The sequence below is a fragment of the Pseudomonas sp. B21-028 genome (genome assembly GCF_024749045.1).
In the GTDB taxonomy this organism is placed as follows: domain Bacteria; phylum Pseudomonadota; class Gammaproteobacteria; order Pseudomonadales; family Pseudomonadaceae; genus Aquipseudomonas.
The window spans coordinates 3,989,871-4,015,166 of record NZ_CP087184.1 but is presented as its reverse complement, the minus strand read 5'-3'; the positions used below and the strand labels follow the sequence as shown (position 1 = coordinate 4,015,166).

At 61.7% G+C, this 25,296-nt stretch carries 20 protein-coding genes; 5 read left to right on the top strand and 15 right to left on the bottom strand.

Annotated elements, in window-relative coordinates; all coding sequences use genetic code 11:
* Positions 1–191 precede the first annotated feature (191 nt).
* A complete protein-coding gene (locus LOY35_RS16860) occupies positions 192–1,142 on the bottom strand; it encodes a 2-hydroxyacid dehydrogenase (protein WP_258624971.1) in 951 nt (316 codons plus the stop codon).
* Between the two features lie 347 nt (positions 1,143–1,489).
* On the opposite strand from LOY35_RS16860, the gene LOY35_RS16855 reads away from it, so the two are divergent.
* Positions 1,490–2,770 carry a serine/threonine transporter gene (locus LOY35_RS16855; protein ID WP_258624969.1) on the top strand — a complete coding sequence of 427 codons (1,281 nt, stop codon included), beginning with the start codon at positions 1,490–1,492 and terminating at the stop codon, positions 2,768–2,770.
* 260 nt (positions 2,771–3,030) lie between these two features.
* Here the strand turns inward: LOY35_RS16855 and acnB are convergent, their stop codons facing one another.
* Positions 3,031–5,640, bottom strand: coding sequence for a bifunctional aconitate hydratase 2/2-methylisocitrate dehydratase (gene acnB, locus LOY35_RS16850; RefSeq protein ID WP_258624967.1), 2,610 nt, complete (start codon positions 5,638–5,640; stop codon positions 3,031–3,033).
* Between the two features lie 405 nt (positions 5,641–6,045).
* Between acnB and LOY35_RS16845 the strand changes: the two genes are divergently transcribed.
* Entirely contained in the window at positions 6,046–6,516 is a 471-nt protein-coding gene (locus LOY35_RS16845; protein ID WP_258624964.1) for a DUF1289 domain-containing protein, read from the top strand.
* A 180-nt stretch (positions 6,517–6,696) separates the two neighbouring features.
* Here the strand turns inward: LOY35_RS16845 and LOY35_RS16840 are convergent, their stop codons facing one another.
* On the bottom strand, positions 6,697–7,560 hold the full coding sequence (locus tag LOY35_RS16840) for a universal stress protein (protein ID WP_258624963.1): 864 nt from the start codon (positions 7,558–7,560) through the stop codon (positions 6,697–6,699).
* Positions 7,561–7,725: 165 nt separating this feature from the next.
* Between LOY35_RS16840 and LOY35_RS16835 the strand changes: the two genes are divergently transcribed.
* On the top strand, positions 7,726–8,331 hold the full coding sequence (locus LOY35_RS16835; RefSeq protein WP_258624962.1) for a tRNA-(ms[2]io[6]A)-hydroxylase: 606 nt from the start codon (positions 7,726–7,728) through the stop codon (positions 8,329–8,331).
* Positions 8,332–8,427: 96 nt separating this feature from the next.
* On the opposite strand, the gene LOY35_RS16830 is transcribed toward LOY35_RS16835, so the two are convergent.
* From LOY35_RS16830 to LOY35_RS16820, 3 genes are all read right to left on the bottom strand, one after another.
* Positions 8,428–8,916 (bottom strand): GFA family protein, encoded by a 489-nt coding sequence (locus tag LOY35_RS16830; RefSeq protein ID WP_258624961.1) that lies wholly within the window; start codon positions 8,914–8,916, stop codon positions 8,428–8,430.
* A gap of 335 nt (positions 8,917–9,251) precedes the next feature.
* Positions 9,252–9,884, bottom strand: coding sequence for a DNA-3-methyladenine glycosylase (locus LOY35_RS16825; RefSeq protein ID WP_258624959.1), 633 nt, complete (start codon positions 9,882–9,884; stop codon positions 9,252–9,254).
* A gap of 22 nt (positions 9,885–9,906) precedes the next feature.
* Entirely contained in the window at positions 9,907–10,989 is a 1,083-nt protein-coding gene (locus LOY35_RS16820) for a bifunctional transcriptional activator/DNA repair enzyme AdaA (protein ID WP_258624957.1), read from the bottom strand.
* Between the two features lie 144 nt (positions 10,990–11,133).
* On the opposite strand from LOY35_RS16820, the gene LOY35_RS16815 reads away from it, so the two are divergent.
* On the top strand, positions 11,134–11,598 hold the full coding sequence (locus LOY35_RS16815) for a hypothetical protein (RefSeq protein ID WP_258624954.1): 465 nt from the start codon (positions 11,134–11,136) through the stop codon (positions 11,596–11,598).
* A gap of 84 nt (positions 11,599–11,682) precedes the next feature.
* Here LOY35_RS16815 and LOY35_RS16810 read toward each other — a convergent pair whose 3' ends face one another.
* A complete protein-coding gene (locus LOY35_RS16810; protein WP_258624953.1) occupies positions 11,683–13,137 on the bottom strand; it encodes a TrkH family potassium uptake protein in 1,455 nt (484 codons plus the stop codon).
* 178 nt (positions 13,138–13,315) lie between these two features.
* Between LOY35_RS16810 and LOY35_RS16805 the strand changes: the two genes are divergently transcribed.
* Complete coding sequence (locus tag LOY35_RS16805; protein WP_258624952.1) at positions 13,316–13,903, top strand: LysE family translocator; 588 nt, start codon at positions 13,316–13,318, stop codon at positions 13,901–13,903.
* Positions 13,904–14,093: 190 nt separating this feature from the next.
* Here the strand turns inward: LOY35_RS16805 and LOY35_RS16800 are convergent, their stop codons facing one another.
* The 8 genes from LOY35_RS16800 to LOY35_RS16765 all read right to left on the bottom strand — a co-directional run bounded on the left by LOY35_RS16800 (position 14,094) and on the right by LOY35_RS16765 (position 25,202).
* Positions 14,094–14,918, bottom strand: a complete 825-nt coding sequence (locus LOY35_RS16800; protein ID WP_258624951.1) for an AraC family transcriptional regulator — start codon at positions 14,916–14,918, stop codon at positions 14,094–14,096.
* 398 nt (positions 14,919–15,316) lie between these two features.
* Entirely contained in the window at positions 15,317–16,111 is a 795-nt protein-coding gene (gene fabI, locus LOY35_RS16795; protein ID WP_003202751.1) for an enoyl-ACP reductase FabI, read from the bottom strand.
* A gap of 19 nt (positions 16,112–16,130) precedes the next feature.
* The gene (locus LOY35_RS16790; RefSeq protein WP_258624950.1) at positions 16,131–17,741 is read right to left on the bottom strand and encodes an ABC transporter ATP-binding protein; all 1,611 of its coding nucleotides are present in this window, start codon (positions 17,739–17,741) and stop codon (positions 16,131–16,133) included.
* 1 nt (position 17,742) lies between these two features.
* Positions 17,743–18,762 carry an ABC transporter permease gene (locus LOY35_RS16785; RefSeq protein WP_258624949.1) on the bottom strand — a complete coding sequence of 340 codons (1,020 nt, stop codon included), beginning with the start codon at positions 18,760–18,762 and terminating at the stop codon, positions 17,743–17,745.
* A gap of 1 nt (position 18,763) precedes the next feature.
* Entirely contained in the window at positions 18,764–19,837 is a 1,074-nt protein-coding gene (locus LOY35_RS16780) for a microcin C ABC transporter permease YejB (protein WP_258624948.1), read from the bottom strand.
* A 4-nt stretch (positions 19,838–19,841) separates the two neighbouring features.
* The gene (locus LOY35_RS16775) at positions 19,842–21,695 is read right to left on the bottom strand and encodes an extracellular solute-binding protein (RefSeq protein ID WP_258624947.1); all 1,854 of its coding nucleotides are present in this window, start codon (positions 21,693–21,695) and stop codon (positions 19,842–19,844) included.
* Entirely contained in the window at positions 21,692–23,524 is a 1,833-nt protein-coding gene (locus LOY35_RS16770; RefSeq protein ID WP_258624946.1) for an extracellular solute-binding protein, read from the bottom strand. The genes LOY35_RS16775 and LOY35_RS16770 overlap by 4 nt, the downstream gene beginning before the upstream one ends.
* A gap of 226 nt (positions 23,525–23,750) precedes the next feature.
* A complete protein-coding gene (locus tag LOY35_RS16765; protein ID WP_258624944.1) occupies positions 23,751–25,202 on the bottom strand; it encodes a transglycosylase SLT domain-containing protein in 1,452 nt (483 codons plus the stop codon).
* Positions 25,203–25,296 lie beyond the last annotated feature (94 nt).

The window sequence follows — 25,296 nt, the reverse complement described above, 5'->3', positions numbered from 1 at the left end:
GCGAGGGGATTCATCCCCGCTGGGCTGCGAAGCAGCCCTAAATCCTGACGCCTCGGTGCAACAGATAGATTGTGTTGATTGTATTGGGGCTGCTTCGCAGCCCAGCGGGGATAAATCCCCTCGCCACAGGGTGAGTGATCACACAGATTCAGTGATCACTCAGGTTCAGTGTCAGTTCTACAGGCTTGTAATCAATTCGGCTCCGGCATTGGCACCGGCGTCAGCACCGGTTTGCCGGAAAAGAACGCATTCAGGTTCTGGCCCACCAGTTCCACCGTGGCTCGGGTCGATTCTGGCGACAGGCCGGCGACGTGGGGTGTCAGGACCACATTGGGCAAGTGCTTCAGGGCGTCGGGCACTTCGGGTTCATGATCGAATACGTCCAGGGCCGCTCCGGCAATGCGTCGATGTTCCAGGGCGTTGATCAGTTCGTCGGTGGCGACCACGCTGGCCCGGGCGATATTCACCAGGAAGCCCTTGGGGCCCAGGGCATCGAGGGCCTGTTTGTTGATCAATCGCCGGGTGTCGAGCCCCCCGGGAGTGGCAACGATCAGGAAGTCCGACACCCGGGCCAGCTCCGTGGGCGTGGCGCAGAAGGTGTAGGGCACATCGTTGCGCACCCGTCGGCTGTGGTAGCTGACGCTCATGTCGAAGCCCAGGGCCGCGCGTTTGGCAATCGCCATGCCCACCGCGCCAAGACCCAGCAGCCCCAACCGTTTGCCGGCCAGGGAAGGGCGCATGACCTTGGTCCATTCCCCCCGGCGTATGCAGGCGTCGGCCCGGGGGATGTCGCGCACCAGCGCCAGCAGCAGCGCCATGGCGTGGTCGGCCACCGACGACGCGTTGACCCCGGCACCGTTGGTGACCACGATGCCGCGGTTGCGGGCAGCCTGGAGGTCCACCTGCTCGTAGCCGGCACCGATCACGCAGATGATCTGCAGGTTGGGCAGGGCGGCCATTTCGTCGGCCGTCAGGCCCAGGGGGCCGCGGGTCAGCACCGCATTGAACCGCTCGCCATGGTCGAAAATCGCCGCCTTGCGCTCGGCCGGCGTGGGCGCCAGTTCCAGGTGATAACCCTGGCGTTCGAGGATCGGCAGGTAGTCGTTGACGGTTTCAACCAGTACCAGGACGGTTGCGGTCATGCTGGGCTCCTGTGGGCAATCGTACTGACGAACACCCTGTGGGAGCGAGCCTGCTCGCGATGGCGGTGAGTCAGTCGACGCCATGTTGGCTGACGGTCGCCATCGCGAGCAGGCTCGCTCCCACAGGTCTTGTGGATTCTGTTTGTGAGTGTAGGAGCTGGGGCAAAGCGGCGATACCTCATGCGCTGGCATTTTTTTGCCATTCACCACCGCTCCTCAGCTAAGTCTTTGCTTCTGCTCGCTAATCCCGGACAATCGCGCCCCTGTTTCGGCCAGGGCGCTGCCTGTCGGGGTTTCCGACTCGTCCCGGCCGGGTGCACATGACCGGAAAGCGGAGATCCGACCGGATGAATGATCAGGCCAATAGCGTTGAAGAGCGCTTTGAATCGACAGCCCCAGCCACCCTCAGCCAATGGAGTCGCCAGGACACGACCTGGATGCTGGGCCTGTTTGGTACCGCCATCGGTGCCGGTACGCTGTTTCTACCGATCAATGCCGGCCTGGGCGGTTTCTGGCCCCTGCTGATCCTGGCATTGCTGGCATTTCCCATGACCTTCTACGCACACCGGGGCCTGACCCGTTTCGTGCTGTCCGGCCGCGATGGCGCGGACATCACCGAGGTGGTGGAGGAGCATTTCGGCATCAAGGCCGGCGCGCTGATCACCCTGCTGTACTTCTTTGCGATTTTCCCGATCCTGCTGATCTACAGCGTGGCGCTGACCAACACGGTGGGCAGCTTTCTGGAGCATCAACTGCACATCCAGCCGCCTTCCCGCGCGGTGCTGTCCCTGGTGTTAATCCTGGGGCTGCTGGCGGTGGTGCGGTGTGGCGAGCAGGCCATCGTCAAGGCGATGAGCCTGATGGTCTACCCGTTCATCGTTGCGCTGCTGTTCCTGGCGGTGTTCCTGATCCCGCACTGGAACGGTGGCATCCTGAGCACCGCGTCCACGCTGCCGACCCCTTCGGCGCTGCTGCATACCCTGTGGCTGGCGATTCCGGTGATGGTGTTCTCTTTCAACCACTCGCCTATCATCTCGGCATTCGCTGTGGACCAGAAACGCCGCCACGGGGACGGCGCCGAGGAGCGCAGCGCGCAGATCCTGTCCCGCGCCCATGTGCTGATGGTGGTGATGGTGCTGTTTTTCGTGTTCAGCTGCGTGCTGACCCTGTCGCCGGCGCAACTGGCCGAAGCGAAGGCGCAGAACCTGTCGATCCTGTCGTACCTGGCCAACCATTTCAGCAACCCGACCATCGCGTTTGCAGCGCCGTTGATTGCCTTCGTGGCGATTTCCAAGTCGTTCCTGGGGCACTACATCGGCGCCAGTGAAGGCCTCAAGGGGCTGATCGCCAAGAGCGGCCATCGCCCGGCAGCCAAGACCCTGGACCGCCTGACGGCGGCGTTCATGTTGCTGGTGTGCTGGATCGTCGCCACGCTCAACCCGAGCATCCTCGGCATGATCGAAACCCTGGGCGGCCCGGTGATCGCGGCCATCCTGTTCCTGATGCCGATGTACGCCATCCGCAAAGTCCCGGCCATGGCCCGCTATCGTGGCCAGGCCTCGAATGTCTTCGTGGTATCGGTGGGGTTGGTGGCGATTACCGCGCTGGTCTATTCCCTCACGGCCTGACACCACAAATCCCCTGTGGGAGCGGGCTTGCTCGCGAATGCGGTGGGTCAGTTGCGGTGATGCTGGATGTGCCGCCGCCATCGCGAGCAAGCTCGGCTCCCACAGGCTGTGAGGTGTTCTCGGGAATTGTGTTCACCCCAGATCCCCTGTGGGAGCGAGCCTGCTCGCGATAGCGGCGGTGCGGCTTGCATCAAAGCCCAGGCATAAAAAAACGCCGCCCCTCGCAAGAAGGGCGGCGTTTTCAGTCGAGCGTCGAAGCCTTAGGCTTGAACGACCGGGATGTTGGCGTTTGCAGCCGCTTCACGGAACTCGGCGATCTGGTCGAAGCTCAGGTAGCGGTACACGTCCGCTGCCATGCTGTCGATCTTGCCGGCGTATTCCATGTACTCCTCGACGGTCGGCAGGCGACCCAGGATCGACGCAACGGATGCCAGCTCGGCCGAGGCCAGGTAGACATTCGCGCCGTCGCCCAGACGGTTCGGGAAGTTACGGGTCGAGGTCGACACCACGGTGCTGTTCGGCTCCACGCGTGCCTGGTTACCCATGCACAGCGAGCAGCCTGGCATTTCCATGCGTGCGCCGGCCTTGCCGTAGATGCCGTAGTAGCCTTCTTCGGTCAGTTGGTGAGCGTCCATCTTGGTCGGCGGCGACAGCCACAGACGGGTTGGCAGCTGACCCTTGACCTGATCCAGCAACTTGCCGGCAGCGCGGAAGTGACCGATGTTGGTCATGCACGAACCGATGAACACTTCGTCGATCTTCTCGCCAGCCACGCTGGAGAGCAGACGGGCGTCGTCCGGGTCGTTCGGGGCGCAGAGCACAGGCTCGCTGATGTTGGCCAGATCGATTTCGATGACTTCGGCGTATTCGGCGTCGGCATCGGCTTCCATCAGCTCAGGGTTGGCGATCCAGGCTTCCATCGCTTGGGCACGACGTTCCAGGGTACGGGCATCACCGTAGCCTTCGCCGATCATCCAGCGCAGCAGGGTGATGTTCGATTGCAGGTACTCGGTGATCGACTCTTTCGACAGCTTGATGGTGCAACCGGCAGCCGAACGTTCGGCCGACGCGTCGGACAGTTCGAAAGCCTGTTCCAGCGTCAGGCCTTCCAGGCCTTCGATTTCCAGGATGCGGCCGGAGAAGGCGTTTTTCTTGCCTTTCTTCTCGACAGTCAGCAGGCCGTTCTGGATGGCGAAGTAAGGAATGGCATGAACCAGGTCACGCAGGGTGATGCCAGGCTTCATCTTGCCTTTGAAGCGCACCAGGATCGATTCCGGCATGTCCAGCGGCATGACGCCGGTGGCGGCGGCGAACGCCACCAGGCCGGAACCGGCCGGGAACGAGATGCCCATCGGGAAACGGGTGTGGGAGTCGCCACCGGTACCGACGGTGTCTGGCAGCAGCATGCGGTTCAGCCACGAGTGGATGATGCCGTCGCCCGGACGCAGGGAAACGCCGCCACGGGTCATGATGAAGTCAGGCAGGGTGTGGTGGGTGGTCACGTCGATCGGCTTTGGATATGCCGCGGTGTGGCAGAACGACTGCATCACCAGGTCAGCGGAGAAGCCCAGGCATGCCAGGTCTTTCAGCTCGTCACGGGTCATCGGACCGGTGGTGTCCTGGGAACCCACGGTGGTCATTTTCGGTTCGCAGTAGGTGCCAGGACGCACGCCCTGGCCTTCTGCCAGACCGCACGCCTTGCCGACCATTTTCTGCGCCAGGGTGAAACCCTTGGTGCTTTCAGCCGGCGCTTCAGGCTTCTTGAACAGGTCGAACGGTGGCAGACCAAGCTCGGCACGTGCCTTCTCGGTCAGGCCGCGGCCGATGATCAGCGGAATACGGCCGCCGGCGCGGACTTCGTCCAACAGGACCGGGGTCTTCATTTCGAAGGTGGTGATGACTTCGTCGGTACCGTGCTTGCAGACCTTGCCGGCATGCGGGTACAGGTCGATCACGTCGCCCATGTTCATGTTCGACACATCGAATTCGATCGGCAGGGCGCCGGCGTCTTCCATGGTGTTGTAGAAGATCGGGGCGATCTTGCTGCCGAAGCAGAAACCACCAGCACGCTTGTTCGGCACGTATGGAATGTCGTCGCCGAAGAACCACAGCACCGAGTTGGTGGCGGATTTACGCGAGGAACCGGTACCGACCACGTCACCGACGTAGGCGATCGGGAAACCCTGACCGCGCATTTCTTCGATCTGCTTCATCGGGCCGGTCTTGCCTTGCTCGTCCGGAACGATGCCGTCACGGGCCATTTTCAGCATGGCCAGGGCGTGCAGCGGGATGTCAGGGCGCGACCAGGCGTCCGGGGCAGGGGACAGGTCGTCGGTGTTGGTTTCGCCGGTGACTTTGAAGACCCGCAGGCTGATCTTGTCGGCCAGTACCGGACGCTTCTTGAACCACTCGCCGTCGGCCCAGGATTGCAGCACGGCCTTGGCGTGGACGTTGCCGTTCTTGGCTTTTTCAGCCACGTCGTGGAAGGCATCGAACATCAACAGGGTGTGCTTGAGTTCTTCGGCGGCCACTGGCGCCAGCTCGGCGTTGTCCAGCAGATCCACCAGCGTCACGATGTTGTAGCCGCCCTGCATGGTGCCGAGCAGTTCAACGGCGCGCTTCTTGTCCAGCAGAGGGGATTGGACTTCGCCCTTGGCCAGGGCGGAAAGGAAACCGGCCTTGACGTAGGCGGCTTCGTCGACTCCCGGTGGAACGCGATTGGTGATCAGGTCAACGAGGAAAGCTTCTTCGCCAGCCGGGGGATTCTTCAGCAGCTCGACCAGGCCTGCGGTTTGTTCGGCGTTGAGCGGCTGGGGAACGATACCCAGTGCTGCACGCTCTTCGATATGTTTGCGGTAGGCTTCAAGCACAGTATTACCCTCATCAGTGGTCCCAAATGGGTGTCCGGGACGCTCATCCAGAAACCGCGGTACCCATGCACGTCGGGGGCTTTTTGAGCCACCACGCCAGGGTTTCCGGGGTTCCTCACAGAAGCTGCTTTCAAAGTTTTACGCCTGCAGAACGGGGAGCTGATGAGGGTTGGCGTTGGGCTTTCCCCGCTGGAAAGACCCTTCGCCAACACCGCTCTGAAGGAACGACTGTGCTCGTGACGCTTTGAAAACAGCTTCTAACGGACATTGGCGCCTTAAAAGGCTGGCTGATTCTACGGGAAAAAAAAGTTAAAGGTAAGTTGGGCCGGGAAGTTTGAGGGGTGATCAATCTTAGACAAAGGGCTAACATGCCGGCCTGTCCTGCTTTTGCGTGTGCGTTCCGTTATGCCCAACCAGCTCATCAAGACCCCCTGCGTCGGCCTTTGCTCCACTGTCTACGGTGACCTGGTATGCCGTGGCTGCAAGCGCTTCCACCACGAGGTGATTCACTGGAACGGCTACAACGAGGACGAGAAACGCGCGGTGTGGATGCGTCTTGAGCAACTGCTGGTGCAAGTCATGGTGGCGAAACTCGAGGTGTTCGACGCCGGGTTGTTGCGCGAGCAACTGGTGGCGCGCCAGATCCGCTTCGTGGCACACCAGTCGGAGTATTGCTGGGCCTACCAGTTGATCGCCCGGGGCGCCCGGGTGATCAACAACCTCGAAGCCTACGGCATGGTGCTGCTGCCGGAATTCCGAGACTGGGAGCTGCCGGACCTGCGCGATGCCATCGATCGGGAATTTTTCCTGCTGTCCGAAGCCCATTACCAGCGCTACATCGCGCCGGGGTTCCTGAAGGATGCGATGGGGCGGTGATGCTCCACCAGGGATCCTGCTGAAACATTTTTGTGGCGAGGGGATTTATTGTGGCGAGGGGATTTATCCCCGTTGGGCTGCGAAGCAGCCCCCGGATCTAATCGACCCACGAGTCGCCTGGTTTAGGGCCGCTCCGCGCCCCAGCGGGGATAAATCCCCTCGCCACAATGGCGACCCGCTTCAGCTCTTTACCGCCAACTCCACCAAGTGATCCTCCACCTCCTGCGGCTTGAGCACCAGTACATCGCTTTCCAGGGTATCGAGCACCGCTTCGGCGGTATTGCCGATCAGCACCCCTGACAGCCCGGAACGGGCCACGGTGCCGATCACGGTCACGGCCGCTTGCAGTTTGTGCGCCATGAACGGGATCAGTACGTCCGCCGGGCCTTCCTCGATGTGCAGGTGCTGGTCATCGATGTCGAACTCCGCCTGGAACGAGCGGCACTGATCGCGATAGCGGGCCTCGATGGTTTCCTTGAGCTGGAACGTCGGATCGGCCGCCGAGAGCATCGGCGAAGGGTGGGCGCTGATGACATGCAGGTGGGCTTTGGCGAGGCGAGCGATGTCATAGCCGTGGTCGATGATGGTGGTATGCAGGTGCCGGTGCTCACCGTCGGCGTTGCCCACGTCAACGGCGGCCAGGATCACTTTGTCCTGCCAGGAACCTGCGGTTTTCACCAGCAATACCGGGGTCGGGCAATGGCGCAGCAGTTTCCAGTCCGTTGGCGTCAGCAGGGCTTTCTTCAGCGGACTGTCCGGGAAATGCTGCTTGATCACCAGCCCGCAACCTTCGGCCTGCTGCACGTCGATGATGGTTTCGTAGAGGCTTTCGTTCCAGGCCTGTTCGGTGGTCACGCTGTAGCCGTCTGCCAGCAATGCGGCCTTCAGCACGCCGAGCATGCCGGCATGGTCGTGCTTCTTGTCGCACACCAGCAGGTGCAGGTGGGCCTGGGTCACGCCGGCGATCAACTTGGCGCGTTTGAGCGCCAGGCTTTCCGAGTGTTCGGGGTCGATGACCACCAGGATACTGCGAATGGCTTGCATGATCGGTGTCTCCAACGATGAAAAGGCGTGGCGTTGCTCAACTATAGTTCTAGTTGTTGCGAAGCGTCGTTGACTTGAAGCATATCAACGGCGGTGACTGGTGGTCTGGGGGCAGCCCGGTATAATCGGCGCCCTTCGCTCGACTACCTTTTGCCCGTGAGCCCCATGATCCTTCCCGAAATCCACGAATTCCTTGGCTGCCGCACCCCCGACGCCTGGGTCCAGGCTGCGTTGGCCGATCAGGACACGTTGCTGATCGACCACAAGAACTGTGAGTTCAAGGCCGCGAGCACCGCCCTGAGCCTGATCGCCAAGTACCATTCCCATGTCGATCTGATCAACATGATGTCGCGTCTGGCCCGGGAAGAGCTGGTGCACCATGAGCAAGTCATGCGCCTGATGAAAAAGCGCAAGATCGGCTTGCGCCAGCTCTCCGCCGGGCGTTATGCCTCGGGCCTGCGCAAGGTGGTGCGCAGCCATGAGCCGGTCAAGCTGGTGGATACCCTGGTGGTCGGTGCGTTCATTGAGGCCCGCAGTTGCGAGCGTTTCGAGGCGTTGGTGCCGCATCTGGACGAAGAACTGGGCAAGTTCTATTTCGGCCTGCTGAAAAGCGAGGCCCGGCATTTCCAGGGTTACCTGAAGCTGGCCTACCAGTATGGCGATGCCAGGGACATCGCCCAGGTGATCGACAAGGTGCGTGAGGCCGAGCGGGACCTGATCGAGTCGCCGGATATGGAATTTCGGTTTCACAGTGGGGTACCGGCGCTTTAGTCCTGCGTCGTTTGTACTGGCGCCATCGCGAGCAGGCTCGCTCCCACATGGAAACGCATTCCTCCTGTGGGAGCGAGCCTGCTCGCGATGGGGGCGTTAAGCCGTTAACCCCAGGCGCTCATGCCACTGGGCAATGGACTCCTCGGGATAAACCTCGAACCGCTGGTCGTCCGGATGTGCTTCGACTTCCACCCAGGGTGCCTTGGAGCCGAGCATCAGGTGGGTGTGTTCCGGCGGAACCGGCAGCGGCGTGTCGATGGCCGAGGCGAAAGGGTGAATCAGCTCCGGCCATTCGGGGCTGAACAGCCACAAACCCGAGCCGCAAAGGGAGCAGAAATGCCGTTCGGCACTGCTGCGGTGGGCGCGTTTATCGCCTTCGTTCTTGAGCCGCGCATGGTAGATCGAGATGTGCCGGCGACCGCGCACCTTGAGGCTGCGGGCATCGCCGCCCAGGTTGATCGCGAAGCCGCCGCCGCCCTGGGTCTTGCGACAGATCGAGCAGTAGCAGCGTTGATAAGGGTAGGGGTGGGCACAGGTCAGGCTGAATGACACCTCGCCGCAATGGCAGGAACCTTCGAGCTGCATGGGAACCTCCGATGGAGATGAAATGACCCAGGACAGCGTAGACGGTTGGTGTTCAGGGTGACTGGTCCGACGCCTTCGCGAGCAAGCCCGCTCCCACATTTTGATCGGTGTACGCAGGCCACTGTGGGAGCGAGCCTGCTCGCGATGAACGCTCCCACATTTTGATCGGTGTACGCAGGTCACTGTGGGAGCGGGCTTGCTCGCGAAGAACGCTCCCACATTTTGATTGGTGTACGCAGGCCACTGTGGGAGCGAGCCTGCTCGCGAAGAACGCTCCCACATTTTGATTGGTGTACGCAGGCCACTGTGGGAGCGGGCTTGCTCGCGAAGAACGATCACGCGGTCCCGCGGCCAGGCACCGGCACCCGCCACAGGTACCACGCCGCCACCGTCCGATAGGGACTCCAGGCCAGGCCGATGTCGATCATCTGCTTGCGACCGGGTTGTCGTTCGAGGCCCTTCAGGCGCCGATAGCCTTCGCGCACACCGAAGTCGTCCACCGGCAGGATATCCGGTCGCTCCAGGCTGTAGATCAGCAACATCTCCACGGTCCAGCGACCGACGCCGCGCAGGGTGACCAGGCGCTCGATCAAGGCTTCGTCGTCCATGGCCAACGCGGTCGGATAGTCCGGTACTACGCCACCCAGAGCCGCTTGGGCGATGCCCTGGATGGTCGCGATCTTGCTGGCGGAGAATCCGCAACCCCGCAACTTCTCGAAGTCGGTCGCCAGAATCTGCTCAGGCCTGGGGAACGGCTGCGTCGGGAACAACGCCAGCAGTCGACCGAAGATCGCATCGCCGGCCTTGGCGTGCAGTTGCTGGTAGGCAATGGCCCGCACCAGGACTTCGTAGGGATCGCGGGCCGGCTTGGGTTGCAGCAGGCAGGGGCCGGTCGTTTCGACATGGTGTCGCCAATCTTCATCGAGATTGGCAAGAAAGACGCTGGCATCGTGGTACGGCACGGGCATCGGGTCTGTGTCCTCGGGCTGATCAGAACGCCAGGGGCAGGGAAACCTGCACGGCGGCCTTTTCCAGTCGCAGCAAGAAGGCCTTGCGCGGTTGCCCGCCACCATAGCCGGTCAGGGAGCCGTCCGCACCGATCACCCGATGGCACGGTACAACGATGGCCAGGCGATTCTGCCCATTGGCCAGCCCCACGGCGCGGCTGGCGCCAGGGCTGCCGAGTACGGCGGCGATGGCGCCGTAGCTGCGAGTCTCGCCATAAGGGATCTTTTGCAGTTCGGCCCAGACCCGGACGGCGAAGGCACTGCCAGGCATGTGCAACGGGACGTTGAACGCCGTGAGATTGCCGGCGAAATAATCCGTCAATTCGGTTTCGATCTGCTGCAAGTGCGCGTTGTGCCCCGGCGCGACGGTGTAGCCGTAGCGCTGTTGCAGTTCCTCGATTTCCCGGGTCAGGGCCGGACGGTCGAGAAACTCCAGCAGCACCAGCCCGCGTCGTTCGGCCATGGCCAGCATCGGCCCCAATGGCGTGGTCAGGCGCGTGAACAGCAGGGGTTCACTGTGGGCTGCGCGGCCGGGCGTGATGTGGAAAGACTTCACGAACGCATCACGAAAGCCGCTCAGGGATTCGTAACCCGAATCGAACGCCGCGTTATCGATGGAGTTGCCCTCCTTGATGCCACCCAGGGCAATGCCCAGCCGCCGGGTGCGCAGGTAGGCGTGAAAGGTCATGCCGAAATGCTGCTTGAACCAGCGCCGCAGTTTCAAGGGTTCGATGCCTTGTTCCAGCAGCAGAGCGTCCGTCCAGCGCAGATCGGGATCGGCGTCCACGGCCTTGAGCAGCGCCTGGATCCAGTCCGGTGCGATGGCGGCCGCGTCCAGGGGCTTGCAGCGCAGGCAGGCGCGGTAGCCGGCCGACATGGCTTCGTCGGCGTGGGCGAAGAACTCGACGTTCTCCGGTTTGGGTTTGCGCGCCGTGCAGGCAGGGCGACAGAAAATGCCGGTGGTCTTGACCGCGGTGAAGAACACCCCCTCGTAGGCGGTGTCTCGTTCGAGCATGGCGCGGACCATCTCGGCGTGGGGTGGGAGCAGCGAGTCTTGTCTGTTCATGGGGCTGAGCATAGAACCGCCTCCGGTCCAGCTCCACCGAAAAATCGACAGTGAATTTTTTCTCGTTGGTTGGAGAACCGCGAACAAAAACTGAACCTTTGAGTCTCAAGGGTTCAACCGTTGATTTTGTCTTTCGGAGACAACATGTCCAAACATAAGAAGTCATTGATTGCCGCCGCAGTCTGCACCCTGATGCTCGGGGCCTCTGCCTTGCTGCCGGCGGATCTGTCGCCCATTGGCGCGAGCTACGCTGCCGGGGGTGGAAATGGTGGCGGTCATGGCGGTGGCAACGGAGGCGGCAGCGGCGGTGGTAATGGCGGCGGCAAGGGCAGCGGCAAATCCAGCGATTCCAGCGGTCATGGCAAAGGCCTGAGCAGCGACCACATCGGCACTGCCACGCGCACCCGCGATCATGGCGTAAGCGGCAAGCACACCGGGACCACTCGCACTGACCGTGCGAGCCATGCCTCGGTCACCTCGAGCATTGCCAACGACCGCGACACCCGGGGCTTGACCAAGGCTTCGGCTATCTCCGATGCCACGCCCGGTACCCACAACACCAAGGGACTGACCAAGGCGACCAGCTCTTCGATCAAGAACGACCGCTGATCGTCCGATAAAAAAGCCGCGACGCCTCTATCGAGGTGTCGCGGCATTTTTTTTGTGCCTCGTACTTTGCAAGAACCGAGGGGTTCAGTACTTCCAGAACACGGGCGTGAACAATACCAGGACGGTCAGGATCTCCAGGCGACCCAGCAACATGCCAACGGTCAACAGCCATTTTGCGGCGTCCGGCAATGTCGAGAAGTTGCCCGCCGGCCCGATGATCGGGCCCAACCCCGGCCCCACGTTGCACACGGCGGTGGCCGCGCCGGTCAAGGCGGTTGTCCAGTCCAGCCCGATCAGTGCCAGCCCCAGGGCGATAGCGCCGATGGTGATGGCGAAGAAAAATGAAAACGTCAGCAGCGAGCGGGCGATTTCTTCATCGATGGGGTGGTTGTTGTATTTTTTCTGGATCACTGCCCGGGGATGGATCAGTTGTTTCAAACTGCCCATCAGCAAGGCTCGGGCCACCTGAAAGCGAAAGATCTTCAGGCCGCCGGCGGTGGATCCGGAACAGCCGCCGACGAACGTCAGGTAGAAGAACAACAACAAGGCAAAACTGCCCCAAAGGGTGTAGTCACCCAGCGCAACGCCCGTGGTGGTGACCACGGAGGTCACGTTGACGGCCACGATACGGACAGCGTCCCACCATGTGTAGTCACTGTTCAGGCTCAGCCATGTGCCTACCACAAGCCAGGTGACGACCAGAAAGCCGACAAAGCCTCTGACTTGCTGGTCCTTGAGCAAGGCTCGCCGGTTGCCGCGCAAGGTGGCTACATACAAGGTAAATGGCAGCGAACCGGCCATCATGACCACGACCGATACCCAATGGATGGCCGGTTGAGGCCAGTGCCCCAGGGAGGCGTCCGACGTGGAAAAGCCGCCCGTGGAGATCAGGGACATCCCATGATTGATCGCTTCGAAGGGCGTCATGCCTGCCAGCCACAAGGCGAGGGCCGCCAGAGCGGTCAATCCTATATAGATCCACAGAATGTAGTTCGCCGCGACATGGGAGCGCGGAGTGACTTTTTCCGACCAGTCCGACGACTCGGTCTGGAACAGTCGCATGCCGCCGACCCGCAGCAGCGGCAGGACCGCCACCGCCATGCCGATAAAGCCGATCCCGCCAAGCCAGTGCAACATCGAGCGCCAGATCAACAGGCCGGGGGATGCGCTGTCCAGTCCGGTCAGGACGGTCGAGCCGGTGGTGGTGATGCCTGACATCGTCTCGAAAAAGGCGTCGGTGTAGCTGATGTGCTGGATGAACACCAGTGGTAGCGCGCAGAACCCGCAGACGACGACCCAACTGGCGGTCGTCAACAGGTACATGTCCCGAGGGCGCATCTGCGTGTGCGCGGGTCGTCCGCGAGCGACCAGTACGATGCCACAGGTGAAGGTGATCAGGCTCGACCATAAAAATGCCGAGAGGTCATCGTTTCGTCCATAAATCATCAGCGTGACGAGCGGAATCACCATGCTCGCGGCCAGCGTGATCAGGAAAATACCGAGGATGAAGCCAATGAATCGCAATACCGCAAAGGACATAGGGCACGCCTGATTGAGATAGCCGCACAGTATCGGCTCCGCAGGCCGGATATTGCATAAATTTTGCGTAAAAAATCACCGCGATATCGCGTGGTTGCGATGGGGCAGTTTTGTTCAATACCTGCGGCTTGCGCAGATTTACTGTGTGCGCATCTCACCAACATGAAGAAGGTATGCGATGACTCTGTTTTTCTCCATGGCGGCGTTTGCGCTTGTTGCCTCCATCACGCCGGGCCCGGTCAATATCGTCGCCCTCAGCTCCGGGGCCCGGTACGGCTTTCGTGCGACGTTGCGTCATGTGGCCGGTGCAACCCTGGGCTTTGTCCTGCTGCTGGTGTTGATGGGGCTGGGGCTGCATGAAGTGCTACAGCGCTGGCCCAGCCTTACGCGAGTGGTGCAATTGGGCGGCGTGGCGTTCCTGTTGTTCATGGCCTGGAAACTGGCCCGGGATAATGGACACCTGGGAAGTGCGGACGAAGGGCGTGCGCCCTCGATGTTCCACGGAGCACTGATGCAATGGCTCAACCCCAAGGCCTGGTTAGCCTGTGTCGCGGGAATGGGGGCTTTCGTGGCCGATGGCGAGGCGAGGCTGGTCTGGCAATTTGCAGCTGTCTACCTGGTGATCTGCTACGTCTCGGTGGGGTGCTGGGCGTATGCCGGCAGTTTCCTGCGCAGTTGGCTGGGCAATCCGGCGACCATGCGCTGGTTCAATCGGACGATGGCGGGGTTGCTGGTGGGCAGTGCGGTGTATTTGTTGTTGCCTTGAGGTGTCACGGGTGTTTTGACTTGCAAGCTTTTTGTGGCGAGGGGATTTATCCCCGCTGGGGTGCGCAGCAGCCCCTGCAAACTGCAACGCGGTGAGTCAGGTACGCTTAATTGAACGTTTTAGAGGGGCTGCTTCGCACCCCAGCGGGGATAAATCCCCTCGCCACAGGGGATCACCCGATGGCCTCGTGTCAGCCTCGATATTGCCCTGGCGTCGCCGCCAGGTGCTGCTTGAAGGCGCGCTGGAAATGCGCCTGATCGGCAAATCCGCTGTCCAGCGCGACGTCGGCGATCAGCTTGCCTTCGCGCAATTGCCGGCGGGCGAACTGGATCCGGCGATTGACCAGGAAGGCGTGGGGTGTCATCCCGTAGTGGCGCTTGAAGGCGCGGCTCAGGTACGACGGCGACAGTTGCGCGGCGGCGCAGATGTCTTCGAGCTTCAAGGCTTCGGTGCAATGGTCATGGATAAACTGCGCCGCCCGCATCAACCCTGGATGGCTGCCCCGGTCCGGACGCCCCGCCGGGTTGAGACGCTGCTGCAGATCGGTAAAGAACGCCTCGGCGGCGGCCTGTTTATACGAAGGGGTGAGCCGTTCGTCCACCAATTGCCCGTACAACCCTTGCAGTGCGGCAAACAGCTCGGCATCGCGGCTGTGGGTGGTGGCAAAGCCTTGGAAATCCAGCTGTTCGTCAAAGCCGATCCGCCGTTGCAGGTCCCTCAGCCACGAGGTGTCGACGTAGAGCATCACGTATGACCATGGCTGGTCGTCAATCGGATTGCAGGCGTGGACGTCCCCAGGGTTCATCAGCACCACGGTGCCGCTCTCGATCTTGAAGTTCGACTGCCCATGCACGTAGGTGCTGCATCCGGCGGTGATAGCCCCGATGGAGAAATGGTCGTGGGAATGCCGTGAGTAACAAACCTTGCGCCCATCCGCGATGGCCCGGGCTTCGATGAAGGGCAAGGCTGAATCGCGCCAGAAACGAGGGGCGGAACCCTGGGAGATGAGCTTCATCGGTCGGCACCTTTTATTGAACCTGTGCGCAGTGTATAGGCCCTCGCCGGCAAATGCCCCCATGAGTCGCCCGACTCGTTGAAACCCTGTGGGAGCGGGCTTGCTCGCGATAGCGGTGGTTCAGCCACTATGGATGCAACTGACGGATTGCCATCGCGAGCAGGCTCGCTCCCACACAGGTTCGGGTTGGCCGAAAAATCTCTGCCCACTGCCAATCCCCCTGTGGGAGCGAGCCTGCTCGCGATAGCGGTGGTTCAGCCACTATGGATACGACTGACGGATTGCCATCGCGAGCAGGCTTGTTCCTACGAGGGGGAATGGGGTAGCTGCGGAACCGGGAATGAAAAACGCCGCTCGTCCTTTTCAGGGCGAGCGGCGTTTTTCATGCCGGGTGAAGATTACTCTTCGATGTTGCCCATGGCGGTGGTGTTGAAGCCGCCGTCCACGTACATGATTTCACCGCTGATGCCCGACGCCAGGTCGGAGCACAGGAAGGCGCCGGCGTTGCCGACTTCTTCGATGGTGACATTGCGACGCAGCGGCGTTTGCGCTTCGTTGGCGGCCAGCATCTTGCGGAAGTTCTTGATGCCGGAAGCGGCGAGGGTGCGGATCGGACCTGCCGAGACGCAGTTGACGCGGGTGCCGTCCGGGCCCAGGGAGCCGGCCAGGTAGCGTACGCCGGCTTCCAGGGAAGCCTTGGCCATGCCCATGACGTTGTAGTTCGGCATGGTGCGCTCGGCACCCAGGTACGACAGGGTCAGCAGGCTGCCGTTGCGGCCCTTCATCATTTCGCGACCGGCCTTGGCCAGGGCCACGAAGCTGTAGGCGCTGATGTCGTGGGCGATGCGGAAGCCTTCACGGGTGGTGGCTTCGGTGAAGTCGCCGTCCAGCTGGTCGCCCGGGGCGAAGCCCACGGAGTGCACGATGCAGTCCAGGCCGTCCCACTTCTTGCTCAGTTCTTCGAAGACCTTGGCGATTTCTTCATCGCTGGCCACGTCGCACGGGAAGCACAGCTCAGGGCTCGAACCCCAGCCTTGTGCGAACTCTTCGACACGACCCTTGAGTTTGTCGTTCTGATAAGTGAAGGCAAGTTCAGCGCCCTCGCGATGCATGGCGGCGGCGATGCCGGATGCGATGGACAGCTTGCTGGCGACACCGACGATCAGTACGCGCTTACCGGCGAGAAAACCCATGTGTTGCTCCTCTTTCAGGTTATTCGGCAGTTGTTGGGGCCAGGAAGGCGGCCTCCAGCAACTGCTGTGTATAGGGGTGTTGCGGCGCGGCGAATATGCTGCGGGCATCACCTTGTTCGACCACTTGGCCATGCTTGACCACCATCAATTGGTGGCTCAGCGCTTTGACGACAGCCAGGTCATGGCTGATAAACAGGTACGTCAGGTTGTACTTGGTTTGCAGCGACCGCAACAGTTCCACCACCTGGCGTTGCACGGTACGGTCCAGGGCCGACGTCGGTTCATCCAGCAGAATCAACGCCGGCTTGAGCACCAGGGCCCGGGCAATGGCGATACGCTGCCGTTGCCCACCGGAAAATTCATGGGGGTAGCGGTTCCGGGTGTCCGGGTCCAGGCCTACCTCCTTCAATGCCGCGATTATCGCTTGTTCCTGTTCGGCTTCGGTGCCGATCTTGTGGATCCGCAGGCCTTCACCGACGATCTGGCCCACACTCATCCGCGGGCTCAGGCTACCAAACGGGTCCTGAAACACCACTTGCATCTCCCGGCGCAGCGGTCGCACCTGCTGCTGCGTCAGGCTGTCCAGCTGCTTGCCTTCGAAGCGGATCCCGCCCTGGCTGCCGATCAATCTCAGGATCGCCAGCCCCAGGGTGGACTTGCCGGAGCCGCTTTCGCCGACGATGCCCAGGGTCTGGCCCTGGGGCAGGCTGAAGCGAATGCCGTCCACGGCCTTGATGTAATCCACCGTGCGCTTGAACAGGCCTTTCTTGATCGGGAACCAGACTTTCAGGTCCTCGACCTGCAACAGCGGCGGGCCGACCACGTTGCTTGCCGGGTTGCCGCTGGGCTCGGCGGCCAGCAGTTCCCGAGTGTACGGATGCTGCGGGGCGCGGAACAACTCTGCGCACGATGCCTGTTCGACGATGCAACCGCGCTGCATGACACATACGCGGTGCGCAATTCTTCTGACCAGATTCAAATCGTGGCTGATCAGCAGCAGCGACATGCCCAATCGTGCCTGCAGATCCTTGAGCAGATCGAGGATTTTCAGCTGGACGGTGACGTCCAGGGCGGTGGTCGGTTCGTCGGCGATCAGCAGTTCTGGTTCGTTGGCCAGGGCCATGGCGATCATGACCCGCTGGCGCTGGCCGCCGGACAGTTCGTGGGGCAGGGCCTTGAGGCGCTTGTGCGGCTCGGGGATGCCCACCAGCTCCAGCAACTCAACGGTCCGCCGGGTCGCGACCTTGCCGGTCAGGCCCTTGTGGATACCGAGTACTTCATTGATCTGCTTGCCGATGGAGTGCAGCGGATTGAGGGATGTCATCGGCTCCTGGAAGATCATCGCAATCCGGTTGCCGCGGATATGACGAATGGTTTTTTCCTTCAACCCCAGTATGTTCTGCCCGGCGTACTGGATGGCGCCGGTGGGGTGGTGGGCCAGCGGGTAGGGCAGCAACCGCAGGATCGAGTGGGCGGTCACCGATTTGCCCGAGCCGCTTTCCCCTACCAGGGCCAGGGTTTCGCCACGCTTGATGTCGAAACTGACGCCCTCGACCACCCTCTGGCGGTGTTGCCCGACAACGAATTCCACTGCCAGGTCGCGTACTTCGATCAGATTGTCCTGGTTCATGTCACTTCCTCGGATCGAAGGCATCGCGAGCGGACTCGCCGATGAACACCAGCAGGCTCAGCATGATCGCGAGTACCGCGAATGCGCTCATGCCCAGCCAGGGCGCCTGGAGGTTGGATTTGCCCTGGGCCACCAGCTCGCCCAGGGACGGTGCGCCGGCCGGCAGGCCGAAACCAAGGAAGTCGAGGGCGGTGAGGGTGCCGATGGCGCCGGTGAGGATGAACGGCATGAAGGTCATGGTCGAGACCATGGCATTGGGCAGGATATGCCGGAACATGATCGCACCGTTCTGCATGCCCAGGGCCCGGGCGGCGCGCACGTATTCGAGGTTGCGCCCGCGCAGGAACTCGGCGCGCACCACGTCCACCAGGCTCATCCAGGAGAACAGCAACATGATCCCCAGCAGCCACCAGAAATTGGGCTGGACGAAGCTGGCCAGGATGATCAGCAGGTACAGCACCGGCAGGCCGGACCAGATCTCCAGGAACCGCTGGCCGGCCAGGTCGACCCAACCGCCATAGAAACCCTGCAAGGCCCCGGCGATGACGCCAACGATCGAGCTGAGCAGTGTCAGGGTCAGGGCGAACAGCACCGAAATACGGAAGCCGTAGATGACCCGGGCCAGTACATCGCGGCCCTGGTCGTCGGTGCCCAGCCAGTTCACCACGGAGGGTGGCGCGGGGGCGGGGACCTTCAGGTCGTAGTTGATGCTCTGGTAGCTGAACGGAATCGGTGCCCACAACACCCAGGCATCCTTGGCCGCCAGCAATTCGCGGATGTACGGGCTTTTGTAGTTGGCTTCCAGCGGAAATTCGCCGCCGAAGGTGGTTTCCGGGTAGCGCTTGAGGGCCGGGAAGTACCAGCCGCCGTCGTAATGCACCACCAGGGGCTTGTCGTTGGCGATCAGTTCGGCGCCCAGGCTGAGGACGAACAGAATCATGAACAGCCACAGCGACCACCAGCCACGCTTGTTCGCCTTGAACAGTTCGAACCGGCGGCGATTGAGGGGGGACAGGTTCATCTCAATGCTCCCGGCTTTCGAAGTCGATGCGTGGATCGACGAAGGTGTAGGTCAGGTCACCGATCAGTTTCACCACCAGCCCCAGCAGGGTGAAGATGAACAGGGTGCCGAAGACCACCGGGTAATCGCGGTTGATGGCCGCTTCGAAACTCATCAGCCCGAGGCCGTCGAGGGAGAAGATCACCTCCACCAGCAAGGAGCCGGTGAAGAAGATGCCGATGAACGCCGAAGGGAAACCGGCGATCACCAGCAGCATGGCGTTGCGGAACACATGGCCGTAGAGCACCCGGTTGCGGGTCAGGCCCTTGGCCTTGGCGGTGACCACGTATTGCTTGTTGATCTCATCGAGGAAGCTGTTCTTGGTCAGCAGGGTCATGGTGGCAAAGTTACCGATTACCAGGGCGGTCACCGGCAGGGCCAGGTGCCAGAAATAATCGAGGATCTTGCCGCCCCAGCTCAATTGGTCGAAATTGTTCGAGGTCAGCCCGCGTAACGGGAACCAGTCGAAATAGCTGCCACCGGCGAACACCACGATCAGCAGGATGGCAAACAGGAATGACGGAATCGCATAGCCGATGATGATCGCCGAACTGGTCCACATGTCAAAATGGCTGCCATGCCGCGTGGCCTTGGCGATCCCCAGCGGGATCGACACCAGGTACATGATCAGCGTGCTCCACAGCCCGAGGGAGATGGACACCGGCATCTTTTCCTTGATCAGGTCGATGACCTTGGCGTCGCGGAAAAAACTGTCGCCCAAATCCAGGTGGGCATAGTTCTTGATCATGATCCACAGGCGTTCGGGCGCCGACTTGTCGAAGCCGTACATGCGCTCGATTTCCTTGACCAGCGCCGGGTCCAGGCCCTGGGCGCCGCGATAGGAGGAGCCGGCCACCGACACCTCCGCGCCGCCGCCGGCAATGCGGCTGGTGGCGCCTTCGAAGCCTTCGAGCTTGGCGATCATCTGCTCCACCGGCCCGCCGGGCGCGGCCTGGATGATGATGAAGTTGATCAGCAGGATGCCGAACAGGGTCGGGATAATCAGCAGCAGCCGCCGGAAAATATAAGCCAGCATCGGGTTACTCCACGCTCGCCGGGGCAGCGTTGTTCTGTTGTTCGATTACTTGCTTTACTTCATCGGCAGGCTTGGTGTCCGGCTTGACCCACCAGGTGGTCGTGCCGATGTCATAGGTCGGCGTGACTTTCGGGTGGCCGATATGGTTCCAGTAGGCCACGCGCCAGGTCTTGATGTGCCAGTTGGGGATCACGTAGTAGCCCCATTGCAGCACGCGATCCAGGGCACGGGCGTGGGCGACCAGGCTTTTGCGCGAATCGGCGTTGATCAGTTGTTCCACCAACTGGTCGACGGCCGGATCCTTCAAGCCCATGGTGTTGCGGCTGCCGGGCTTGTCGGCGGCGGCCGACATCCAGAACTCACGCTGTTCGTTACCCGGCGAGCTGGACTGCGGGAAGCTGCCCACTATCAGGTCGAAATCCCGGGAGCGCACGCGGTTGATGTACTGGGACACGTCGACCCGACGGATCACCAGCTCGATGCCCAGGTCGCTCAGGTTGCGCTTGAATGGCAGCAGTATCCGCTCGAACTCGGTCTGGGCCAGCAGGAATTCCAGCACCACCGGCTTGCCCTGGGCATCGACCATCTTGTCGTCGACGATGCGCCAGCCGGCTTCCTGCAGCAATTGATAGGCCTTGCGCTGCTGGTCGCGGATCATGCCGCTGCCATCGGATATCGAAGGCTGAAACGCTTCGGTGAAGACCTGCTCGGGAATCTTGCCGCGCAGGGGCTCGAGGATCTTCAATTCGTCCTCGCCGGGCAGGCCGGTGGCGGCCATTTCCGAGTTCTCGAAATAACTGCGAGTGCGGGCATAGGCGCTGTTGAACAGTTGCTTGTTGGTCCATTCGAAGTCCAGCAGCAGGCTCAGGGCCTTGCGCACCCGCACGTCCTGGAACACCGGGCGACGGAGGTTGTAGACGAAGCCCTGCATGCCGGTGGGGTTGCCGTTGGGAATCTGCTCCTTGATCAGCCGGCCTTCGGTCACGGCCGGGATGTTGTAGGCGTTGGCCCAGTTCTTGGCGGTCATTTCCAGCCAGAAATCGAACTGCCCGGCTTTCAGGGCCTGGACCGCGACGGTGTTGTCGCGGTAGTAGTCGGTGGTCAGGACATCGAAATTGTAGAAGCCGCGATTGACTGGCAGGTCCTTGCCCCAATAGTCCTTGACCCGCTCATAGCGGACCGAGCGTCCGGCTTCTACTTCGGCGACCCGGTAGGGGCCGCTGCCCAGGGGGATCTCCAGGTTGCCCTTGTTGAAATCGCGATCCGCCCACCAATGCTTGGGCAATACCGGCAGTTGGCCGAGGATCAGCGGCAGTTCACGGTTGTTCGTGTGCTTGAACTTGAACAGCACCCTGAGCGGGTCTTCGGCGATGACTTCGGCGACGTCGTTGTAATAGCCGCGGAACATCGGTGCGCCGTCCTTGGTCAGGGTCTGGAAGCTGAAGACCACGTCCTCGGCGCGTACCGGATGGCCATCGTTGAACCGGGCTTCGGGGCGCAGGTAGAAGCGCACCCAGGCATTGTCCGGGGCTTTCTCGATTTTTTCGGCGATCAGGCCGTATTCAGTGAAGGGTTCGTCGAGGCCTTGTTTGGCCAGGGTGTCGTAGATCAGGCCGATGTCATCGGCCGGCACGCCTTTGCTGATGAATGGGTTGAGGCTGTCGAAACCGCCAAAGCCACCCTGGCGGAATATCCCGCCCTTGGGTGCGTCGGGGTTCACATAGTCAAAGTGCTTGAAATCGGCCGGGTACTTCGGCGGCTCGTTGTACAAGGTCAGGGCGTGCTGCGGCGCGGCACAGGCCAGCCCGGCGAAAAGCAGGCCGCCAGCCTGCAGGAGCAGGGCGCGTAAAGGCTTCATTGATCTTTCTCCGAAGATTTCAGCCACCACGCGCTCAGGCCCAGGGTGTAGGGCGGCGTGGTGACAAAGGCGAACCGGTTACGGTAGGCCAGGCGATGATAATTCAGATACCAGTTGGGAATGCAGTAGTGCTGCCACAACAGTACACGGTCCAGGGCTTTGCCGGCGGCGACCTGTTCGTCGCGGGTCTGGGCGGCGAGCAGTTTTTCCAGCAGGTGGTCGACCACCGGATTTGCGATGCCGGCGTAGTTCTTGCTGCCCTTGACCCCGACCTGGCTGGAGTGGAAGTACTGCCACTGCTCGAGACCCGGGCTGAGTGTCTGGTTCAGAGTCAGCAGGACTATGTCGAAGTCGAACTGGTCCAGGCGTTGTTTGTACTGGGCGCGATCCACCGTGCGCAGGCGGGCCTGGATGCCGATGTTGGTGAGGTTCTCGACGTAGGGCTGGAGGATGCGCTCCAGGTTCGGGTTCACCAACAGAATCTCGAAACTCAGGGGTTTGCTGTCGGCGTTCATCAGACGCTGGCCGTTGAGGGTCCATCCGGCCTCTTTCAGCAACTCGAGGGCCTTGCGCAGGGTTTCCCGGGGAATGCCGCGACCGTCGGTATGGGGCAGGCTGAAGGGTTCGGTGAACAGCCGGGGCGGCAGTTGTTCACGGTATGGCTTGAGCAACAGCCATTCGTGCCCCACCGGCAGGCCGCTGGCGGAGAATTCGCTGTTGGGGTAGTAACTGAGGGTGCGTTTATAGGCGCTGCTGAACAGCGTGCGGTTGGTCCATTCGAAGTCGAACATCAACCCCAGGGCCTCTCGCACCTTGACCTCGGCAAACGTGCTGCGCCGGGTGTTCATGAACAGACCCTGGGTCTGGGTCGGGATCTGGTGGGGAATCTGTGCCTTGATCACATCGCCGCGGTTGACCGCCGGAAAATCGTAGCCGTTGGCCCAGTTCTTGGCCTGGTGCTCGATGTAGATGTCGAACTCGCCCGCCTTGAAGGCTTCGAAGGCCACGTCGCTGTCGCGATAGAACTCCACCTCCATCCGGTCGAAGTTGTACTTGCCGCGATTGACCGGCAGGTCCTTGCCCCAGTAATCCTTGACCCGCTCGAACACCAGTTGGCGGCCAGGCTGCACCTTGGTGATGCGGTAAGGACCGCTGCCCAGGGGCGGCTCGAACGTGGTGGCCTTGAAATCACGGTTTTCCCAGTAGTGCTGGGGCAGCACCGGCAGCTCGCCCAGGCGCAGGATCAACAACGGATTGCCTGCGCGCTTGAAGACGAAACGGATTTTCCGCGGATTGAGGATGTCGACCCGCAGCACTTCCTGAAGGCTGGTGCGGTATTGCGGGTGGCCCTCCTTGAGCAGCGTCCGGTAGGAGAACGCCACATCATAGGCGGTGATCGGCACGCCATCGTGAAATCGCGCCTCGGGTCGCAGGTTGAAGACCACCCAGCTGCGGTTTTCGCTGTATTCCACGCTCTGGGCGATCAGGCCATAGCTCGATGTGGGCTCGTCGCCGGAAGGCGCGTACTGGCCCGTGCCGACCATCAGCGGTTCGTTCAGCTCGTTGATGCCGTATTGCAGGAAGTTCGCCGTGGAGACCGGGCTGCTGCCCTTGAAGGTGTAGGGGTTGAGCGTATCGAAGGTGCCGAATGCCATGACCCGCAAGGTACCGCCCTTGGGCGCTTGCGGGTTGACCCAGTCGAAGTGGGTAAATCTGGCCGGGTACTTGAGCGTGCCGAATTGTGCGTAGCCATGGCTTTCGCTGATGGTTGCGCTGGCGGGGAAGCTCAGGGCCAGGCTGATCAGGAACAGGAGGAGGGGACGTATCAAGTCTGGTATCCGATCCAGGCGGCTTGGGCTTTTATGGCCTGTACAGTAACAGCTTGTATCGGCAGGAAAAAGGAGGCCTGGGGTGAATGCCGGTCAGTTAAGCCGCAAACCTGTGGGAGCGAAGCTTGCTCGCGATTGGGGTGTCAGTCGACAACTGTTTTGGCTGGTGCACCGCTATCGCGAGCAAGCTTTGCTCCCACAGGGCTTTGCTCCACAGGTCTGTGGGTCAGTGAGGGGAGTAGACCGTCAGCATCTGGCCCGGCTTGAGGGCCTTGCCCATCCGCGGGTTCCAGCGCTTGAGGTGTTGCATCTCGACGTTGAAGCGCTTGGCTACCACATACAACGAGTCGCCTCGCTGGACCTTGTACTGGGTCTGCTGCTTCTTCCGGCCCTTAGTGGTGGAGGCCACCACGGTGTTGATGCGCTTGCCGGTGGTCTTGGTCGCTTTGGTGTCCTGCATCACCAGGGTCTGGCCGATCTTGAGCTTGCTGCCGCTGAGCTTGTTCCAGCGTTGCAGGTCCTTCGTCTGGACGTGGTTGGCCTTGGCGATCTGGGCGAGGTTGTCACCGCGCTTGACGCGGTAGGTGCGCCTGACGCCTTCCACTTCACCGTCATCGGCGGTTTCGAAAACCGGTTTGAGCGGGCGCTGGCTGATCAACTCTTCCGGGCGCATGGTCGACAGGCTGGCGGTCAGCAATTGGGCCTTGGAGGTGGGCACCAGCAGGTGCTGCGGGCCGTCGATGGTGGTGCGCTGCTTGAAGGCCGGGTTGAGCTGGAACAGTTCGTCTTCGTCGATGTTGGCCACTTCCGCGACCTTGGACAGGTCCATGCGACGGTTGATTTCGACGACCTGGAAATAGGGCTCGTTGGCGATCGGGTTGAGGTTCACGCCATAGGCTTCCGGAGCGAGCACTACCTGGGACAACGCCAGCAACTTGGGCACATAGGCCTGGGTCTCGGCGGGCAGCGGCAGGTTCCAGTAATCGGTGGGCAAGCCGAGTTTTTCGTTACGCTCGATGGCGCGGCTGACCGTGCCTTCGCCGGCGTTATAGGCGGCCAGCGCCAACAGCCAGTCACCGTTGAACATATCGTGCAGGCGCGTCAGGTAATCCAGGGCCGCCGTGGTGGAAGCGGTGATGTCGCGACGCCCGTCATAGAAGCGGGTCTGGCGCAGGTTGAAATAACGCCCCGTGGACGGGATGAACTGCCACAGCCCCACGGCGTTGGCCCGGGAGTAGGCCATGGGGTTGTAGGCGCTTTCGATCACCGGCAGGAGCGCCAGCTCCAGGGGCATGTTGCGTTCTTCGAGGCGTTCGACGATGTAGTGCATGTACAGGCTGCCGCGTTCACCGGCACCCTCGAGGAACGACGGGTTGCTGGCGAACCACAGGCGCTGTTGCTCGATACGCGGGTTGACCCCGGCGGTCTCCTGCAACTGGAAACCCTGGCGCATGCGCTCCCAGATGTCCTGGGGTACCTGGGGGGTGGGCTTCTCGCTGAGCCAGACCGGCTTCTGCTTGGCGCGGGCCGCCATGTTCTTTGGCGCGACCGCGTCGGCCTGGGGCATCTGGCCCGAGCTCTGGCAGCCCGCCAGAATGGCGGACACAGCCACCGCGATGGCTTGAGCCAGGCGGGTCAATGTAGCTGACGGGACGGACCTACGTATGGATGACGACATTGGCTGGAAGTAAGTTCCGGGCAAAAATGTCGGCCGATTCTAGAAAGCGCACCCCAACAGGTCAACCATTCAGAATTTTTGTATCAGCCGATGG

Excerpts from the sequence above, each read along its gene's own strand:
- LOY35_RS16860 (WP_258624971.1), bottom strand. The coding sequence starts at position 1,142 with ATGACCGCAACCGTCCTGGTACTGGTTGAAACCGTCAACGACTACCTG.
- LOY35_RS16855 (WP_258624969.1), top strand. The coding sequence starts at position 1,490 with ATGAATGATCAGGCCAATAGCGTTGAAGAGCGCTTTGAATCGACAGCC.
- LOY35_RS16845 (WP_258624964.1), top strand. The coding sequence starts at position 6,046 with ATGCCCAACCAGCTCATCAAGACCCCCTGCGTCGGCCTTTGCTCCACT.
- LOY35_RS16840 (WP_258624963.1), bottom strand. The coding sequence starts at position 7,560 with ATGCAAGCCATTCGCAGTATCCTGGTGGTCATCGACCCCGAACACTCG.
- LOY35_RS16835 (WP_258624962.1), top strand. The coding sequence starts at position 7,726 with ATGATCCTTCCCGAAATCCACGAATTCCTTGGCTGCCGCACCCCCGAC.
- LOY35_RS16830 (WP_258624961.1), bottom strand. The coding sequence starts at position 8,916 with ATGCAGCTCGAAGGTTCCTGCCATTGCGGCGAGGTGTCATTCAGCCTG.
- LOY35_RS16825 (WP_258624959.1), bottom strand. The coding sequence starts at position 9,884 with ATGCCCGTGCCGTACCACGATGCCAGCGTCTTTCTTGCCAATCTCGAT.
- LOY35_RS16820 (WP_258624957.1), bottom strand. The coding sequence starts at position 10,989 with ATGAACAGACAAGACTCGCTGCTCCCACCCCACGCCGAGATGGTCCGC.
- LOY35_RS16815 (WP_258624954.1), top strand. The coding sequence starts at position 11,134 with ATGTCCAAACATAAGAAGTCATTGATTGCCGCCGCAGTCTGCACCCTG.
- LOY35_RS16810 (WP_258624953.1), bottom strand. The coding sequence starts at position 13,137 with ATGTCCTTTGCGGTATTGCGATTCATTGGCTTCATCCTCGGTATTTTC.
- LOY35_RS16805 (WP_258624952.1), top strand. The coding sequence starts at position 13,316 with ATGACTCTGTTTTTCTCCATGGCGGCGTTTGCGCTTGTTGCCTCCATC.
- LOY35_RS16800 (WP_258624951.1), bottom strand. The coding sequence starts at position 14,918 with ATGAAGCTCATCTCCCAGGGTTCCGCCCCTCGTTTCTGGCGCGATTCA.
- fabI (WP_003202751.1), bottom strand. The coding sequence starts at position 16,111 with ATGGGTTTTCTCGCCGGTAAGCGCGTACTGATCGTCGGTGTCGCCAGC.
- LOY35_RS16790 (WP_258624950.1), bottom strand. The coding sequence starts at position 17,741 with ATGAACCAGGACAATCTGATCGAAGTACGCGACCTGGCAGTGGAATTC.
- LOY35_RS16785 (WP_258624949.1), bottom strand. The coding sequence starts at position 18,762 with ATGAACCTGTCCCCCCTCAATCGCCGCCGGTTCGAACTGTTCAAGGCG.
- LOY35_RS16780 (WP_258624948.1), bottom strand. The coding sequence starts at position 19,837 with ATGCTGGCTTATATTTTCCGGCGGCTGCTGCTGATTATCCCGACCCTG.
- LOY35_RS16775 (WP_258624947.1), bottom strand. The coding sequence starts at position 21,695 with ATGAAGCCTTTACGCGCCCTGCTCCTGCAGGCTGGCGGCCTGCTTTTC.
- LOY35_RS16765 (WP_258624944.1), bottom strand. The coding sequence starts at position 25,202 with ATGTCGTCATCCATACGTAGGTCCGTCCCGTCAGCTACATTGACCCGC.